The following is a 15,220-nucleotide window of genomic DNA, read 5'->3' as shown; positions in this document are numbered from 1 at the left end:
CGACGGAGACCGGCACGGCCCGGAGTGTCAGTCGGTGCCGAACTCTCCCGTCCGGACACCGGCGATGAACGAGTGCCAGGCATCGGCCGGGAAGACGAGAGCGGGTCCCTCTGGGTCCTTGGAGTCACGGACGGGGACGACGCCGGGAAGGCTCGCGGAGATTTCGACGCACTGGCCGCCGTTGTCGGAGTACGAGGACTTGACCCAGGACGCACCGGACAGGTCGGGGTTCATGGGGCTAGCTCCTTCCGAGCCTTGTGGATCAGTGCCAGGGATGCCGCTTTGGGCAGGGCTTCCACCACCAGCTGATCGTACTCCCTCTCCCATGCCGTGATCGTTTCTCGCTTCCGCTCCAGATGGCCGCGAGCGTGTGACTCGGCATAGCCGACGACCGAGCCGTCCGGGAGGTCGAGCAAGGTGACCGGCATCTTGAAGGGCAGGTGCTCGCCCAGGTGGAAGGGCGCCACCTGGACGGTGATGTTCGGCCTCGCCGCGAGCTCCGCGATGTGGTCGAGCTGCCGAAGCATGACGGCCTTTCCGCCGACCGTCCTGACCAGGCAGCTCTCGTCGAGCACCACGTGGATCAGCGGCGGCTTCGTCCGCTCCAGGAGACGCTGACGGGCGGCCAGGAAGTCGACCCGCTGGTCCGCCGCCGACTGGGTGATCGCTCCACGTTGGACGGCCGCGTAGGCCAGCGCCTCGGCGTACTCGCGCACCTGGAAGAGGCCCGTGACGATCGTCAGGGCGAGTTCCCGCAGCCGACGGCACCGGGCCTCGGCTTCGGCGAACTCGGGGAAGCCCTCCAGCAGACTCGCTTTGGCGTGCCGGCGCCAGAGTTCGTAGAACGTCCCACCCGTCTCGAACACCTCGTCGGCTTTAACAGCGAAGTTCTTTGTTGGAGCACGCTTCGCTCGTTCGACGTACGACACCAACGTGTTGGAGTACCCCATCCGCTTCGACAGCCCGACCTGGGACCAGCCCCGCGCCCGCCGCGACCTGTGGAGTTCCTGCCCGAATCGGATCGCCGGCGAGGAGAGGACATCAACTGTCGTCTGTTCCATGAGAACTGAAGACCTTTCACATGACCAACTGGTCAACGGTGGAACCCTGGCCATCGTACGTCCCACCGGGCCACCATGGCTACATCCGGTGAGAGATCCGGGACTCAGAGCGACCATGGGAGACAACATGCCCAGCTGCCCCCGTATGCCCGCGTACGCACCGAAGGTGGGTGAGGTCGTCCGGGACCTCGCGCACCGGAACGCCACGGGCGCCCCCACCGAGGGCGTCTACATGGACACCCTCAACGGGTTGGCCTACCTCCGGCCCGAGCCCGGCGGCTGCGAGTGGACCACCGGCCCGGAGTACGTCCAGCGGCTCGAACGCCCCCGCTACCTGGTCGTCCAGCACCCCAGCCGGCCACGCGCGAACGACACGGTGGCGTGAGAGTCATCGCCGGCCTGTCGGCCTGCTACGGCCGCCACCAGGCCGCCACCCGCCGGGCGTGACGGCGCCGGAAGACGGACGGCGGCCGCCCCGCGCCTCGAAGGCGCGGGAGCGACCGCCGGGTGGCGCACTACCTCAGAACTGCTCCACCCAGTACGGCGCGACGGTCATCCAGCCGTTGCCGGTGGCGCCGTTGAGGCGGCCGGAGCTGGTCCGGGCCAGGGTGTACCAGGACTCCACGTAGTCCGGGTCGTCGGTCCACCAGGAGCTCGGCAGGGCGGCGAGCACCGCGTTGACCAGCGGGACGTAGGCACCCTGATCGGCGATGGTGAGCAGCACCGCGGCCACGGCCTGGGCGAGGGCCAGGTAGTTGGTGTCGCCGTCGTCCTCCATCAGGACCACGTCGGCCAGGTTGTACTTGTAGTTCGACCAGTTCACCAGGATCTGGTTGGGGTTGTACACCGTGCCGTCGTAGCGCAGGTAGGGCATGGCGACCGAGTCCACCCGGACCTTGCCGTCCTGCCCGAAGCCCGTGACCAGGCTGAACATCTCGGCCGCGCCCTTGAACCACGGCTCCTGGTCGTCGGAGACCTCGATGCTGTCGATCTTGGTGGCCCACCAGCCGCCCGCGGCCTGCGCACCGGCGAGGCCCCGCGCGGTGAACTCCTTGCGCAGCACGTCGACGCCGGCCGCCATCGCCTTCGAGGCGTCGATGTCGACGAGGTAGACCGGCCGGTCCGGGACCGTGGTGGCGTCGAGGGTGTGGACGCGGCCGGCGGTGTCGTAGGCGCGGACGGTGCGGGCGTGGTCGTCGGCGACGGCGGTGGCCACCAGCGGCGTGGCACCGGCGTCGAGGGCCGCCCGCATCGACGCGTCGGCCAACTGGACGCGCAGCAGCGGGCCGAGGCCGGCGTCGAGGCCCTTGGCCGCGGCGATCCGGCGGTCGGCGTCGGCCGCGGTCTCGGCGAGGGAGTGGGCGGCGGGCGTGTCGGTGGCGGCGGCGAGCGGGGCGAGCCCGGTGCCGGCCGCGTCGGCCGCGGCGCGCACCCGGGAGCGCCAGGTCGCGTCGGTGAGGGATCTGGCCAGGCTGCGGGCGACCTGGTCCTCGATCGAGGCGACCCGGCCCGTGGACTGCGCGGCCCGGGCCGGCGCGGGGGCGGGAGCCGGCACGGCGGCGGCCTGACCGGCCGTCAGCGCGGCCAGCGACAGTGCCGCGACCGCGACGGTGCTACGCCGTAACCGGGAGAGGGAGAGCGCCATGTGGTTGTCCTCCTGACTCGGAAGGTGCGGGAACCGGCCCCGTCCTGGACGACGCCATGTCAAGTAAAGTCAGCAGCCGACCACGCATCAAGAAGCTGTTCGGAAAACACTCTCCATCGGTGCGGGGTGAGCCCCGTGGGCCCTCGGTGTCCTCCGAGGGCCCACGGTGCCGGAGTCAGCCCAGCCCTGGCAGGCTGCGCAGTTCACCGACGCGCAGAAGCCGCGCCAGGAAGTAGAACGGCATCGCCATCGCGATGCCGCCTGCCGCCAGCGATACGGCCGATGCCAGGTCGTGACTGCAGAGGCGTGCGATGAGCCGTTGCGTTCAATCTACGGCTCAGACCTCGTTCGCACGTGGGGACTTGGAACAGCGCGGAGCTCACCCCGGTCGGCGGGCCGGGACCGGAACGGCGGGCGCGGGCCGGCACTCCGCCGGGGCGCACCCTCGCCGGGTGCCGGGCCCCGCCGTGGCGGCCCGCTCGCCCCCACCGGCCTCAGCTCAGCGGGCGGCTCAGCACGTAGACCGTGCGCACCACCACCGCCGCCGAGAGCACCAGCAGGTGGTACCCGATCAGCGCGTACAGCCCGAGGTCGTCCGTCACCATCGGACCGCCCTTGAGGCCGAGCAACTGCACCCCGGTGACGCCGAAGAAGATCCCGAGGAGGGTCAGCAGCACCCGGCTGAGCAGTTCGCCGGCCACCCGGCGGTCGCGCGGGTCGGCGAGCAACCGGACGTTCACCGCGAGCCTGCCCTCCTCCAGGGCGCTGCCGATCCGGTCCAGCCGTCGCGGCAGGCGGCGCAGCACCGGCAGCAGGCCGAGGAGTTCGTCCTGCGCGAGCTGCCGGGCGCTGCTCGGTCCGAGCTGGTCGGCGAGCCGGTCGGCGGCGAAGGAGCGGGAGGCCGCCAGCATGTCGAACCCGGCGCTGAGGCGCAGCAGGGTGCCCTCCAGGGTGCCCAGGGCGCGGAAGACGGCGGCGATCTCCGGCGGCACGGCCAGCCGGAAGTCGGTGACCAGCCGGAACAGGTCGGTGAACATCTGGACGTCGGGCGTCGAGCCGTGGCCGAGGTGGCGGGCGCTGAACTGGCCGAGGGCGCGCTGCAGGCGCTGCTCGTCGACGTCCTCCGGGCGGTCGGTGACGTCCAGCAGGGCGTCGCGCAGTGCGGCCGGGTCGGCGCGGTCCACGGCGAGGAAGAGGCCGCCCATGGCGTCCCGCAGGCCGGGGTCGATCCGGCCGACGGAGCCGAAGTCCAGCAGAGCCGGCCGGCCGTCCGGCTGGAGCAGGATGTTGCCGGGGTGCGGGTCGGCGTGGAAGACGCCGTCGCGCACGATCTGGTTGAGCAACGCGGTGAACAGGGTGTCCGCCAGCTCCCGGCCGTGCTTCTCGTCGCGGGGCTCCGCCTGGCCGAGCGGGGTGCCGTCGATCCGGGTCATCACCAGGACGCGTTCGGTGCTCAGCGCCTCGTGCACGACGGGCATGGCGACGCTGTCGTCGCGCCGGGCGGCGGCGGCCCGGCGGACGGCCGTCATGTTCCGCGCCTCGACGCGGAAGTCCAGCTCCTCGCGCAGCGCGACGGCGAAGCCCTTGGCGAGGTCCACCAGCCCGAGGCTGCGGCCCCAGTCGGTGCGGGTCTGCAGGGTCACGGCCAGCCGGCCGACGATGTCGAGGTCGCGCTCGACCAGCTCGCGCACACCCGGCCGCTGGACCTTGACGATCACGCGGGTGCCGTCCGGCAGGACGGCGGCGTGCACCTGGGCGATGGACGCGGCGGCGAGCGGCCGGTGGTCGAACTCGGCGAAGACCTCCTCCGGGGCGGCACCGAGCGCGGCGACCAGCTCCCGCTCCACCTCCGGCCAGGGCGCGGCGGGCACCCGGTCCTGGAGGCTGCTGAGCTCCTCGACGTAGGGGGCGGGCAGCAGGTCCCGGCGGGTGGACATCACCTGGCCGAGTTTCACGAAGGTCGTCCCACCCGCCTGCAGTGCCTGGCGCAGTTCCTGGGCCAGCAGCTCGTGCCGCGTCCCGTCACCCCGGCCGCGACCGCTCAGGTACGGGCCGAGGCCGTGGCGGCCGGCGATGCGGACGATCCGCGAGTAGCGGCGCATCCGGGCGAGCCGGTCGCGCAGCGAACGCGGCCAGGAGAACGGGCGGACGCTGCCCGCGGGTGCCGCGAGGTCGAGGACGACCAGGGTCACCATGGCGACCAGCAGCGCGATGCCGAGCAGCACGGGGCTCAGCACCAGCCGCTGGTCGTCCCGCTGCAGGTGGGCTCCGAGCAGGGCTCCGGCGGTGGAGATGCCGACCAGCCCGGCGAGGACGGCCCTGGGCAGGCTCGCCTCGATCCCGAGCAGCCGCCGGCCGAGCAGCGCGGGCGGCACCACCAGCACGAATCCGCCGACCAGCATGCCGATGATCCACACGTGCGTGTTCCCCCGTCACCCGTCCGCCCGCCGGTACGGCCGGCGTCCGCCGCACCGGCGCTCCGGCGAGCGGGTCGGCGTACTCCCCTTGCGATCCCCTTGCACCCCGACCACGTGGTCGGGAACGGCCCATCATGCCACCGCCCTCCGGCCCGCGATCGCTCCGGGGCGGATCACCCGGCAAGGGATTGACGCTCCGTCACGACGCCGACGGCGGGGCGGCGGAGCGGCGGGGGCGGTGGACGACGGCTGCCGGCCGGGTGAGCGCGGCGGCGGACGCCGTTCACCGCCGGCCCGGTCAGCCGAGCAGGGCGGCGAAGGCGCTCTCCAGCCCGGCCACCGCGGCCGCCAACAGGGTGGCCGTCCGCAGCGCGTCGACGACGGTACCGACCCGGCGGCGGAGGACGCCCTCGCGGGGCCGTTCCCGGTCCGTCTCCGCCAGGATCTCGGCCAGGGCCGCGTCGGCGTCCTCGGCGTCCTCCGGTGCCACCGTGTCCGGCTGCTCGGCGCGGATCCGGGCGAGTGCGGCCCGCAGCTGCTCGGCTGCCGCCCGCAGGCCGTCGGGGCCGGCGGGCCCGGCGGCGGGAGGGCCGCCGATGATGATCCGCACGGTGGCACCCTGGCCGCCGGCGACCGGCCCGTGCACGGTGCTGCCGCCCGTGACCTGGACACCGCCGCTGTTCCAGTTGCCGCCCGGCGGCGGGCCCACCGGGTTCCCGTTGTCGCCCGCGTGCTGCTGGTCCATGTGTCTTCCTCCTGTCGGCGGCCCGACGGTGCCCGTCCGGCCGTACCCCGCCCTGACGCTCCCCGCCCCGGAACTACTTGGCCGTGCCGATGTCCACCGACGAACCGCTGCCTCCGGCGACCGGGCCGTGCACCGAGCTGCTGTTGACCTGGACGCCGCCGTTGTTGATGTTGGTGATGCTCTGCGACTGCTGCTCGAAGGCGCCGCTGTCGTAGCCCCGTGCCCGCAGTTCGTCCCCCACCGCGCTGAACACCCGCTGGGTGACGGTGTCCAGGAACCGCTGCACGTCGTGCGCCTGGAAGATGTTCTGGTACTCCCTCCCCGCGCCCAGCTCGCGCACGCTCATCCGGGGCGCGAAGTCCACGGCGCGGCCCGCCCGGGTGAGCTCTCCGTAGTGGCGGTGGTACCGGGCGGCACGCGCGCGAGAGGCCCGCGACCGGCTCAACTGCCCGACCGCGACGACGATGTCGTCGCCGAGCCGGCGGGCGGCCCAGCCGAGGGCGTTGCGGGCGTCCGCGGACGCCGAGTCGCGGCCGAGGTGGTCGACGACGTGGTAGCCCCGGCCGACCGGCGGCAGCACGTACGGCAGCCACTCCAGGTAGAGCAGTCCGCCGCGGGTGGTGGTGCGCACCAGCACGGTGACCACCACCTCCTCCTGCCAGGAGCCGACCCGGATCGCCAGGTAGTGGCGCAGCCGTTCGTGGCCGGAGCGGCCCAGCAGGTCGGCCCAGGCGGGTTCGAGCAGCAGCCGGTCGCCCGCCCGGGCGGACATCGCGCCGCGCCAGTGCCGGGGCGCGTCGCTGCGCAGGCCGGGACGGAAGACCCGGTCGGTGACGGAGAGTCCGCGCAGTGGGTCGTCCGGGTAGGCGGTGTCCTCGGCCAGCTGCCGCACCCGCGCGGCCATCGCCCGGTAGAGGGCGGATGCGTCGAGCGGTTCGACGGCCCGCCCCTGGGCCGTCCGTTCGGCCGAGGGCCGCAGCTCGAAGGTCATCCGCCAGGCGCGGCCCGCGATCCCCAGCCCGACCAGCGGCGCCCGGCGGCGGTAGAGCAGCTCCGGGCCGCTCTGCTGCTCGTGCAGCCGCCGGTAGATCCAGGCCTCGCGCCGGCCGTGCGGCTGCGGCGGCGGGCCGCCGGGCTTGCCGCCGGTCAGTGCGGGCCCGGCCAGCCGGCGGCGCATGGCGAACCGCAGGCCGGCCGCGATCAGCCAGAGTGCGGCCAGTTCGACGGCGACCGGCAGCAGGACGGCTCCCTCCGTAGCGGATCCCCCCACCAGCCCGCTGTACCAGTCATCGCCGCTGCTGCCGTACCCGTCGCCCCAGCCCAGGTCGCCCCAGCCGGCGCCGTTCTGGCTCAGGTAGGACAGGGAAACGAACACGACGACGACCACGACCAGCGCCTTGGCCCCGGTCGCCAGGCTCCGGGCCAGGCCGCCGGCCCGTGGGGCCGTCACCATCAGCAGACGTTCGGCGGTCAGGCCGATCCGGTGGTCCATCCGGTCCTCGCGGAACCCGGCCACCAGGACGAGGACGAGGACCACGAGCAGCACGATGCCCGCCGGTACCGCACCGAGGAGCAGGAATCCGGCGGCCAGGACGGTGAGGAACGCCGCGCCCGTCCAGGCCTCCCAGCGCCGGGCGGTCAGCGCCTCGTGCAGGACGCGGACCAGGTCGGTCCCCGGGGAGGGGGCCGGGATCCGGTAGCACTGCTCGACCAGTTCCTCGATCAGCGCAGCGCGGAAGCCCCGGTCCAGCCAGGCGGCCGCGCAGAGGTAGCGGGTCGCCTCGGACGGGGCCGGGCCGGCCTGGCCGCGCAGGTTCTCGGGCGTCGCGGGGAGCGGCTGCGCGCCGGCGTCGGCCGGCGGGCCGCCGAAGGGCGGAGCCGACGGCCGGGCGGCGCCCAGGAGCGGAGCGGGTGGTGCGGGCGGAGCGGGTGGTGCGGGCGGAACGGGCGCAGCGGGGTACGACGCGCCGCTGGGTGGGGGCGGCCCCATCGGCGGCCCGGGCGGGAGGCCCGGTCTGGGCGGTACGGGAGGGACCGGCGGTGGCTGCGGTGGCGTGTGATCCATGACATCCCCCGAGACTGCGACCATGAGTGGGACCTGCCAATGAGCGCCGCCAGTAAAGCAGTTGACCATGAGTCAGATAGGGATGTTTTCACATCCCGCCGATAACGGTTCGAGCACGCCCCGCCGCCGCGGGGCCGGCCCTCCGGTCGAGCCGCCACCCGACCGGACGCTCGACCGGGCACCCGGCCGAGCGCGTGCAGGAAATTGGATTCCAGGAGTCGCATTAGCTAGTCTTCGAGGCGTGAGGCTGACCAAGAGCACCGACATCGCCCTCCGCATCGCCATGCGGCTGGCGGTCCTCGACGAGGACGCGGCTCCGACCACCCGCCAGGTGGCCGAGTCGGTCGACGTGCCCTACACCCACGCCGCCAAGGTGGTCAGCCGACTGCAGCACCTCGGCGTGGTCGAGGCGCGGCGCGGCCGCGGCGGTGGGCTGTCGCTCACCTTCGCCGGCCGGACCGGCTCGCTCGGCCTGCTCCTCCGGGAGCTGGAGGGCGTCGGCGACGTGGTCGGCTGCGAGGACGACCCGCCCTGCCCGCTCCGGGCGGCCTGCCGCCTGCGCGGGGCACTGCGCACGGCCCAGGAGGCGTTCTTCGCGACGCTCGACCCGCTGTCGATCGGCGACCTCGTGTCCTCCCCCACGGGACCCGTGCTGCTGAGCCTCACCAGCAGACCGGCCGACTGACCCGGCCACCCCCACCGGCCGCCCCGGCCTGAACCACCGGGACGCACCACCGCAGCACCGCACGACGGCACGCGCACACCCCACAGACGCGACCGTGCAACCGCACGGCCGAAAATGCGAATCTCAGATACCAGTTTGGAGCTCGCTGATGCTGTCCGCCAAGTCCGCCGAGGTCGTCGAAGCCACCCTGCCCGCCGTCGGCGGGGCGATCGGGGACATCACCCCGCTCTTCTACGGCAAGATGTTCGCGGCCCACCCGGAGCTGCTGCGCGACCTGTTCAACCGGGGCAACCAGGCCAACGGCACCCAGCGCCAGGCGCTCGCCGGCTCGATAGCCGCCTTCGCCTCCGCCCTCATCGCCCACCCCGACCAGCGGCCCGACGCCATGCTCGCCCGGATCGCGCACAAGCACGTCTCCGTCGGCATCAGCAACGCGCAGTACAAGATCGTCCACGAGCACCTGTTCGCCGCCATCGTCGAGGTGCTCGGTGAGGCCGTGACGCCCGAGGTCGCCGCCGCCTGGGACGAGGTGTACTGGCTGATGGCCAACGCGCTGATCGCCGTCGAGGACCGGCTGCGCACCGAGGCCGCCGCCGCCCAGGGCGGCGACCCGGACGACCTCTGGCGCCCGTACACCGTCGTGGCCCGCTACCAGGAGACCGACGACGTGGTCAGCTTCCTGGTCCGCCCGGCCGACGGCGGCCCGGTGCCGCCCGCCCGCCCCGGCCAGTACGTCTCGGTGCGGGCCACGATGGCGGACGGCGCCCGGCAGATACGCCAGTACAGCCTCTCCGGAAACCCGGACGGCGCGCTCCAGTTCACCGTCAAGCGGGCGGGCGCCGGCGCTTCCGGGGAGCCGGCCGGCGAGGTCTCGAACCACCTGCACGCGCACCTGAACCCCGGCGATGTGATCGAGGTCGCCCCGCCGCTCGGCGACGTCTCCCTCGCCGACGGCGACGGACCGGTGCTGCTGGCCTCGGCCGGCATCGGCAACACCCCGATGACCGCCATGCTGGCCCACCTCGCCGCCACCGGCTCCACCCGGACGGTCGTCGCCGTCCACGGCGACCGCGACCAGCTCTCGCACGCCTTCCGCGCCGAGCTCGGCCGGCTCACCACCGAGCTGGCGAACTCCTCCGCCCACGTCTTCTACGAGCAGCCGCTCGGCGCGTGGCCGCAGGAGCGCACCGGCCTGGTCGACCTCGCGACGGTGCCAGTCCCGGCGGGCACCACCGCCTACCTCTGCGGCCCGGTGCCGTTCCTGCGCTCGGTGCGGGCGCAGCTGCTCGCCGCGGGGGTGCCGGCGGCGGACATCCACTACGAGGTCTTCGGTCCCGACCTCTGGCTCGGCCAGGACGCCTGACCGGTCCGTGGTCCGGCCGGGGGCCCCGGCCGGACCACGCCGGCCCCGGGTGCCGCGCCGTCCCTGCGGCGCGGCACCCTCCCGCCGGAGCGGCCCGCTCGGTAGCATCACGCCGGAACGATCACCCACGATCACCGCGGCCCGCCGAGCGGCCCGCCACGGACGCAGGGAGGACCGGTGCGCGTCGCGCTCTTCGCCACCTGCGTCAACGACGCGCTCCACCCGTCCACCGCGATCGCCACCGTCAGGCTGCTCGAACGGCTCGGCGTCGAGGTCGACTTCCCCACCGCCCAGAGCTGCTGCGGACAACCGCAGTTCAACACCGGCTACCGGCGCGCCTGCGAGCCGCTGCTGCGGCGCACCGCCCGCGCCTTCGCCGGCTACGACCACGTGGTGACCCCCTCCGGCTCGTGCGTGGCCATGGTCCGCGACAACTACCCCCGGATCGGCGCCCGGGCCGCCGCCGAGGGGCGGGGCACCGCCCTCGCCGACCTCGCCGGCGAACTGGCGCCCCGGGTGTACGAGTTGACCGAGTTCCTGACCGACGTGCTGGGCGTCGAGGACGTCGGCGCGTACTTCCCGCACCCGGTCACGTACCACCCGTCCTGCCACGGGCTCCGCGTCCTCGGCCTCGGTGAGCGGCCGCTGCGCCTGCTGCGGGCCGTCAAGGGGCTGGAGCTGGTGGAACTGCCCGGCGCCGAGGAGTGCTGCGGCTTCGGCGGCACCTTCGCCGTGAAGAACCCGGCCGTCTCGGCCGCGATGGCCGAGGACAAGATCCGCAGCGCGCTCGCCACCGGCGCCCGGGTGCTCTGCGGCGCCGACAACTCCTGCCTGCTGCACCTCGACGGGACGCTGCGCCGCCGCGGCGACGCGCTGCGCCCGCTGCACCTCGCAGAGATCCTCGCCAGCACCGAGTCCGATCCCTGGACGCCCGGGCCCGAAAGAGAGGACCTCGGTTGAGCGCCGGCACCTTCCTCGGCATGCCCGCGTTCCCCGAGGCCGCGGCCCGCGCCACCCGGGACGCGCGGCTGCGCGCCAACCTGCGGCACGCCACCCACACCATCCGCGACAAGCGGGCCCGCGCCGTCGCCGAACTGGCCGACTGGGAGCAGCTACGCGCCGCCGGCAAGGCGATCAAGGACCACACGCTGCGCCGACTCGACCACTACCTCGTCCAGGTGGAGGAGGCCGTGACGGCGGCGGGCGGCACCGTGCACTGGGCCGCCGACGCCGAGGAGGCCAACCGGATCGTCACCGCCCTGGTCCGCGCGACCGGCGAGCACGAGGTGGTCAAGGTCAAGTCCATGGCCACCCAGGAGATCGGCCTCAACGAGGCGCTCGCCGCCGAGGGGATCACCGCGTACGAGACCGATCTCGCGGAACTGATCGTCCAGTTGGGCGACGACCGGCCCTCGCACATCCTGGTGCCGGCGATCCACCGCAACCGCGGCGAGATCCGGCGGATCTTCGCCGAACGGATGGCCGCCTGGGGCCGCCCGGCGCCCGAGGGGCTGACCGATGCACCCGCCGAACTCGCCGAGGCGGCCCGGCTGCACCTGCGCGAGAAGTTCCTCCGGGCCGAAGTCGCCGTCTCCGGCGCCAACTTCATCGTCGCCGAGACCGGCACCCTGGTGGTGGTCGAGTCCGAGGGCAACGGCCGGATGTGCCTGACCCTGCCGCGCACGCTGATCTCGGTGGTCGGGATCGAGAAGGTGGTGCCGACCTGGCGGGACCTGGAGGTCTTCCTCCAGCTGCTGCCCCGCTCCTCCACCGCCGAGCGGATGAACCCGTACACCTCGCTGTGGACCGGCACCACGGCGGGCGACGGCCCGTCCGCGTTCCACCTGGTGCTGCTCGACAACGGGCGCACCGCCGCCCTCGCCGACGAGGTCGGCCGCCAGACGCTGCGCTGCATCCGCTGCTCGGCCTGCCTCAACGTCTGCCCGGTCTACGAGCGGGCCGGCGGCCACGCCTACGGCTCGGTCTACCCGGGGCCGATCGGCGCCGTCCTGACCCCCCAACTGCGCGGCACCGCGGGTGCGGTGGAGGCCTCGCTGCCGTTCGCCTCCTCGCTCTGCGGGGCCTGCTACGAGGTCTGCCCGGTGGCGATCGACATCCCCGAGGTCCTGGTCCACCTGCGCGAGCAGGTCGCCCGCCGGCCGGGGCACCGGCTGGAGCGCGCGGCCGTCGCGGCCGCCGGGTACGTACTGGACCGTCCGGCCCTGCTCGCCGCGGCCGAGCGCGCGCTCGCCCGGAGCAGGCGGCTGCACCCGCGCCGCCTGCCCGGGCCCGGCCGCGCCTGGACCGACACCCGGGACCTGCCGCAGGTGCCCGCGGAGCCGTTCCGCGACTGGTGGCGGCGCAACCGGGCGTGAGGGAGTCGGGCAGGGGGAGTCGGGCATGAGGGCACCGGACGTGAGGGAATCGGGCATGAGGAGCCGGGCATGACTGAGCCGGGGACGACGGGGCCGGGGACGAGCGCCGCGCACGCCAGGGGTTCGCGGGAGCTGGTCCTCGGACGGATCCGCGCCGCCCTGTACGGCCCTGCCGCACCGACCGCCCGGGCCGGCGACGGCCGGGCCACCGCACCGGCCGGGCCGCCCGTCCCCCGCGACTACCTGCGCAGCCACGTCCCCGCCGACGATCCGGCCGCGCTGCTGGACCTGCTCCACCGCAACCTCGCCGACTACCGGGCCCTCGTCCACCGCTGCACCCCCGCGCACCTGCCCGAGACGGTCGCCGGGCTGCTCGACGCCCGCGGCGCCCGCACGGTGGCCGTCCCGGCCGACCTGCCGCCCGGCTGGCTCGCCGCCGTCCGGAGCACCGAGCCGGTGCCGGACGACGGCACGCTCACCGCCGCCCGCCTGGACACCGTCGACAGCGTGCTGACCGGCTGCGCGCTGGCCGTCGCGGAGACCGGCACGCTCGTCCTGGACGCCGGGCCGGGCCAGGGGCGGCGCCTGCTCAGCCTCGTCCCGGACCACCACGTCTGCGTCGTGCTGGCCCCCGAGCAGGTCGTCGCGTCCGTCCCGCTGGCGCTCCCCCGGCTCGACCCCCGCCGGCCGCAGACCTGGATCTCCGGCCCCTCCGCCACCAGCGACATCGAGCTGGACCGGGTGGAGGGCGTGCACGGCCCGCGCACCCTGGAGGTGGTGCTGGTCACCGAGGGCTGAGGGCCCCGGGCGGCCGGCGCGCACGGGCGCGTCCACGCAGGGCCGCAGAACTCAGGCCGGGCGCAGCTCCAGCGTGCAGCACTTCGGCCCGCCGCCGCCCTTGAGCAGCTCGGAGACGTCCACCGGCCACGGCTCGTAGCCCTGCTCGGCCAGCTGCGCGGCGAGCGCCTTGGCGGGTTCGGGCAGCAGGACGCGCCGGCCGTCCGAGACGGCGTTGAGGCCGAACACCTCGGCGTCCGCCCGGTCGGCGAGGATCGCGTCCGGGTAGAGGCTGCGCAGCAGCGCCTGGCTGTCCGGCGAGAAGGCCGCCGGGTAGTACATGACGTGGTCGTCGTCGAGCACGGCGAGCGCGGTGTCCAGGTGGTAGAAGCGCGGGTCGACCAGGGTCAGGCTGAGCACCTGTACGCCGAACAACGCCCGGGCCTCGGCGTGCGCGGCCGGGTCGGTGCGGAAGCCCGTCCCGGCCAGGACGCGGCGGCCGGCCACCAGGAGGTCGCCCTCGCCCTCGTTGACGTGGCCGGCGCGGCGCACCTCGCGGTAGCCGTGCGCCCGGAACCAGGCCTGGTGGGCGTCGGACTCGCCGGCCCGCTCCGGGTGCCGGAAGGTCGCGACCAGCGCCCGCCCGTCCAGCACGGTCGCCCCGTTCGCGGTGTAGACCATGTCGGGCAGGCCGGGCAGCGGTTCGATCAGCTCGACGGTGTGGCCGAGCCGCCGGTAGAGCGTGCGGAGGTGCTCCCACTGGCGGACGGCGAGCGCGGTGTCGGTGGGGCGCTCCGGGTCCATCCAGGGGTTGATCGCGTAGTCGACGGTGAAGTGCGTCGGCCGGCACATCAGGAAGCGCCGCGGCCTGGCGGTGCGCTCCGGGATTCGGTTCGGCATGCGGCTACCTCCGCCGTCCGGGGGGGTGGGTTCCGGTCCGGTGTCCGGCGCGGCGCCGGTCGACGCCCGGAGCACGTCCCGGAAAGGCGGCTGCCCGAAGACCCCCGTTCGCACACGCGCACGGGCCGCCGGAACGTCGCAGCCCCCGGCGCACCCGGCGCGACCACCCGGCGCACGGGGCGCGCGCCGCCGCCGCGCCGCGCCGCCGCCCGCGCCTGCGGCGGGGGTGGGCGAGGCGGCGACCGCGGGGGTGAGCACGGGGCCGCGACCTGACGTTCCGTCCGCCGATCTGCCCTACGTGGTCCATCTCACGTACCGCAACCGGCCACCTACGGTGGCGTAGGTCACTTGAGACAGTGAACTATCTACTTCATGCCGAACCTCCAGGAGACCCTTGACCTCAGTTCGTACGCCGCCCTCGGGGACAGCTTCACCGAAGGCCTGAACGACCCCGGCGTCGGCGGCGCCTTCGCCGGCTGGGCGGACCGGCTGGCCGGGCTGCTCGCCGACGGACGGCCGCCGGGCGCCTTCCGGTACGCCAACCTCGCGGTGCGCGGGCGGCTGCTCGACCAGATCGCGGCCGAGCAGGTGCCGCAGGTCCACCGCATGCAGCCCGATCTGGTCACCTTCTGCGCCGGCGGCAACGACATCCTGCGCCCGGGCAGCGACCCGGACGAGGTGGCCGAGCGCTTCGAGTCGGCCGTCGCCCAGCTGGTCGACTCCGCCGGCACGGTACTGATCTGCACCGGCTTCGACACCCGCGGCGTGCCGCTGTTGAAGCACCTGCGCGGCAAGATCGCCACGTACAACGGCCACATGCGCGCGGTCGCGGACCGCAACGGCTGCAAGGTCGCCGACCTCTGGTCGCTGCGCGCGGTCCAGGACCGCCGCGCCTGGAGCGAGGACCGGCTGCACCTCTCCCCCGAGGGCCACCAGCGGGTCGCCCTGCTGGCCGCCCGCTCGCTGGGCCTGCACACCGAGCAGGACCCGGAGGCGCCGTGGCCGGTCCTGCCCGTGCAGTCCGCCGCCGAGCAGCGGCAGGAGAACCTGCAGTGGGCGCGCGAGTTCCTGATCCCGTGGGTCGGCCGCCGGCTGCGCGGCGAGTCCTCCGGCGACCACGTCGAGGCGAAGCGCCCGGACCTGCTGCCGCTCTGACGCAGCGTCAGACCGCTCCGGCCGCAGCCGCT

The 15,220-nt window shown here is 74.2% G+C and carries 14 protein-coding genes; 7 read left to right on the top strand and 7 right to left on the bottom strand.

Features of this window, described 5'->3' with window-relative positions:
- Positions 1–27: 27 nt before the first annotated feature.
- Positions 28–234 (bottom strand): DUF397 domain-containing protein, encoded by a 207-nt coding sequence (locus RMN57_RS33915; protein ID WP_238864376.1) that lies wholly within the window; start codon positions 232–234, stop codon positions 28–30.
- Entirely contained in the window at positions 231–1,061 is an 831-nt protein-coding gene (locus RMN57_RS33910; RefSeq protein WP_313767119.1) for a helix-turn-helix transcriptional regulator, read from the bottom strand. Before RMN57_RS33910 ends, RMN57_RS33915 begins: the two co-directional genes overlap by 4 nt.
- 127 nt (positions 1,062–1,188) lie before the next feature.
- On the opposite strand from RMN57_RS33910, the gene RMN57_RS33905 reads away from it, so the two are divergent.
- Complete coding sequence (locus RMN57_RS33905; RefSeq protein WP_313767118.1) at positions 1,189–1,446, top strand: hypothetical protein; 258 nt, start codon at positions 1,189–1,191, stop codon at positions 1,444–1,446.
- Positions 1,447–1,581: 135 nt separating this feature from the next.
- Here RMN57_RS33905 and RMN57_RS33900 read toward each other — a convergent pair whose 3' ends face one another.
- The 4 genes from RMN57_RS33900 to RMN57_RS33885 form a co-directional block, all read right to left on the bottom strand.
- Positions 1,582–2,706 (bottom strand): DUF3103 family protein, encoded by a 1,125-nt coding sequence (locus RMN57_RS33900; RefSeq protein WP_313767117.1) that lies wholly within the window; start codon positions 2,704–2,706, stop codon positions 1,582–1,584.
- 494 nt (positions 2,707–3,200) lie between these two features.
- The gene (locus tag RMN57_RS33895) at positions 3,201–5,123 is read right to left on the bottom strand and encodes an AarF/UbiB family protein (RefSeq protein WP_313767116.1); all 1,923 of its coding nucleotides are present in this window, start codon (positions 5,121–5,123) and stop codon (positions 3,201–3,203) included.
- A 298-nt stretch (positions 5,124–5,421) separates the two neighbouring features.
- A complete protein-coding gene (locus tag RMN57_RS33890; RefSeq protein WP_313767115.1) occupies positions 5,422–5,868 on the bottom strand; it encodes a hypothetical protein in 447 nt (148 codons plus the stop codon).
- Positions 5,869–5,941: 73 nt separating this feature from the next.
- On the bottom strand, positions 5,942–7,858 hold the full coding sequence (locus tag RMN57_RS33885) for a hypothetical protein (RefSeq protein ID WP_313767114.1): 1,917 nt from the start codon (positions 7,856–7,858) through the stop codon (positions 5,942–5,944).
- Between the two features lie 316 nt (positions 7,859–8,174).
- Between RMN57_RS33885 and RMN57_RS33880 the strand changes: the two genes are divergently transcribed.
- From RMN57_RS33880 to RMN57_RS33860, 5 genes are all read left to right on the top strand, one after another.
- Entirely contained in the window at positions 8,175–8,618 is a 444-nt protein-coding gene (locus RMN57_RS33880) for an Rrf2 family transcriptional regulator (RefSeq protein ID WP_313767113.1), read from the top strand.
- 148 nt (positions 8,619–8,766) lie between these two features.
- Positions 8,767–9,981, top strand: coding sequence for a globin domain-containing protein (locus RMN57_RS33875; RefSeq protein WP_313767112.1), 1,215 nt, complete (start codon positions 8,767–8,769; stop codon positions 9,979–9,981).
- A 177-nt stretch (positions 9,982–10,158) separates the two neighbouring features.
- Entirely contained in the window at positions 10,159–10,941 is a 783-nt protein-coding gene (locus RMN57_RS33870) for a (Fe-S)-binding protein (RefSeq protein ID WP_313767111.1), read from the top strand.
- Positions 10,942–10,961: 20 nt separating this feature from the next.
- A complete protein-coding gene (locus RMN57_RS33865) occupies positions 10,962–12,356 on the top strand; it encodes a lactate utilization protein B (RefSeq protein ID WP_313768054.1) in 1,395 nt (464 codons plus the stop codon).
- 69 nt (positions 12,357–12,425) lie between these two features.
- The gene (locus RMN57_RS33860) at positions 12,426–13,154 is read left to right on the top strand and encodes an LUD domain-containing protein (RefSeq protein ID WP_313767110.1); all 729 of its coding nucleotides are present in this window, start codon (positions 12,426–12,428) and stop codon (positions 13,152–13,154) included.
- A 51-nt stretch (positions 13,155–13,205) separates the two neighbouring features.
- On the opposite strand, the gene ddaH is transcribed toward RMN57_RS33860, so the two are convergent.
- Positions 13,206–14,033 (bottom strand): dimethylargininase, encoded by an 828-nt coding sequence (ddaH, locus tag RMN57_RS33855; protein WP_313767109.1) that lies wholly within the window; start codon positions 14,031–14,033, stop codon positions 13,206–13,208.
- 372 nt (positions 14,034–14,405) lie between these two features.
- On the opposite strand from ddaH, the gene RMN57_RS33850 reads away from it, so the two are divergent.
- The gene (locus tag RMN57_RS33850; protein WP_313767108.1) at positions 14,406–15,188 is read left to right on the top strand and encodes an SGNH/GDSL hydrolase family protein; all 783 of its coding nucleotides are present in this window, start codon (positions 14,406–14,408) and stop codon (positions 15,186–15,188) included.
- Positions 15,189–15,220 lie beyond the last annotated feature (32 nt).

Source organism: Kitasatospora sp. CM 4170 (assembly GCF_032110285.1).
Lineage (GTDB): Bacteria > Actinomycetota > Actinomycetes > Streptomycetales > Streptomycetaceae > Kitasatospora > Kitasatospora aburaviensis.
This window is presented reverse-complemented; position numbering and strand designations above follow the sequence as displayed.

Excerpts from the sequence above, each read along its gene's own strand:
- RMN57_RS33865 (WP_313768054.1), top strand. The coding sequence starts at position 10,962 with ATGCCCGCGTTCCCCGAGGCCGCGGCCCGCGCCACCCGGGACGCGCGG.
- RMN57_RS33860 (WP_313767110.1), top strand. The coding sequence starts at position 12,426 with ATGACTGAGCCGGGGACGACGGGGCCGGGGACGAGCGCCGCGCACGCC.
- RMN57_RS33850 (WP_313767108.1), top strand. The coding sequence starts at position 14,406 with ATGCCGAACCTCCAGGAGACCCTTGACCTCAGTTCGTACGCCGCCCTC.
- RMN57_RS33915 (WP_238864376.1), bottom strand. The coding sequence starts at position 234 with ATGAACCCCGACCTGTCCGGTGCGTCCTGGGTCAAGTCCTCGTACTCC.
- ddaH (WP_313767109.1), bottom strand. The coding sequence starts at position 14,033 with ATGCCGAACCGAATCCCGGAGCGCACCGCCAGGCCGCGGCGCTTCCTG.
- RMN57_RS33900 (WP_313767117.1), bottom strand. The coding sequence starts at position 2,706 with ATGGCGCTCTCCCTCTCCCGGTTACGGCGTAGCACCGTCGCGGTCGCG.
- RMN57_RS33905 (WP_313767118.1), top strand. The coding sequence starts at position 1,189 with ATGCCCAGCTGCCCCCGTATGCCCGCGTACGCACCGAAGGTGGGTGAG.
- RMN57_RS33885 (WP_313767114.1), bottom strand. The coding sequence starts at position 7,858 with ATGGGGCCGCCCCCACCCAGCGGCGCGTCGTACCCCGCTGCGCCCGTT.
- RMN57_RS33890 (WP_313767115.1), bottom strand. The coding sequence starts at position 5,868 with ATGGACCAGCAGCACGCGGGCGACAACGGGAACCCGGTGGGCCCGCCG.
- RMN57_RS33910 (WP_313767119.1), bottom strand. The coding sequence starts at position 1,061 with ATGGAACAGACGACAGTTGATGTCCTCTCCTCGCCGGCGATCCGATTC.
- RMN57_RS33875 (WP_313767112.1), top strand. The coding sequence starts at position 8,767 with ATGCTGTCCGCCAAGTCCGCCGAGGTCGTCGAAGCCACCCTGCCCGCC.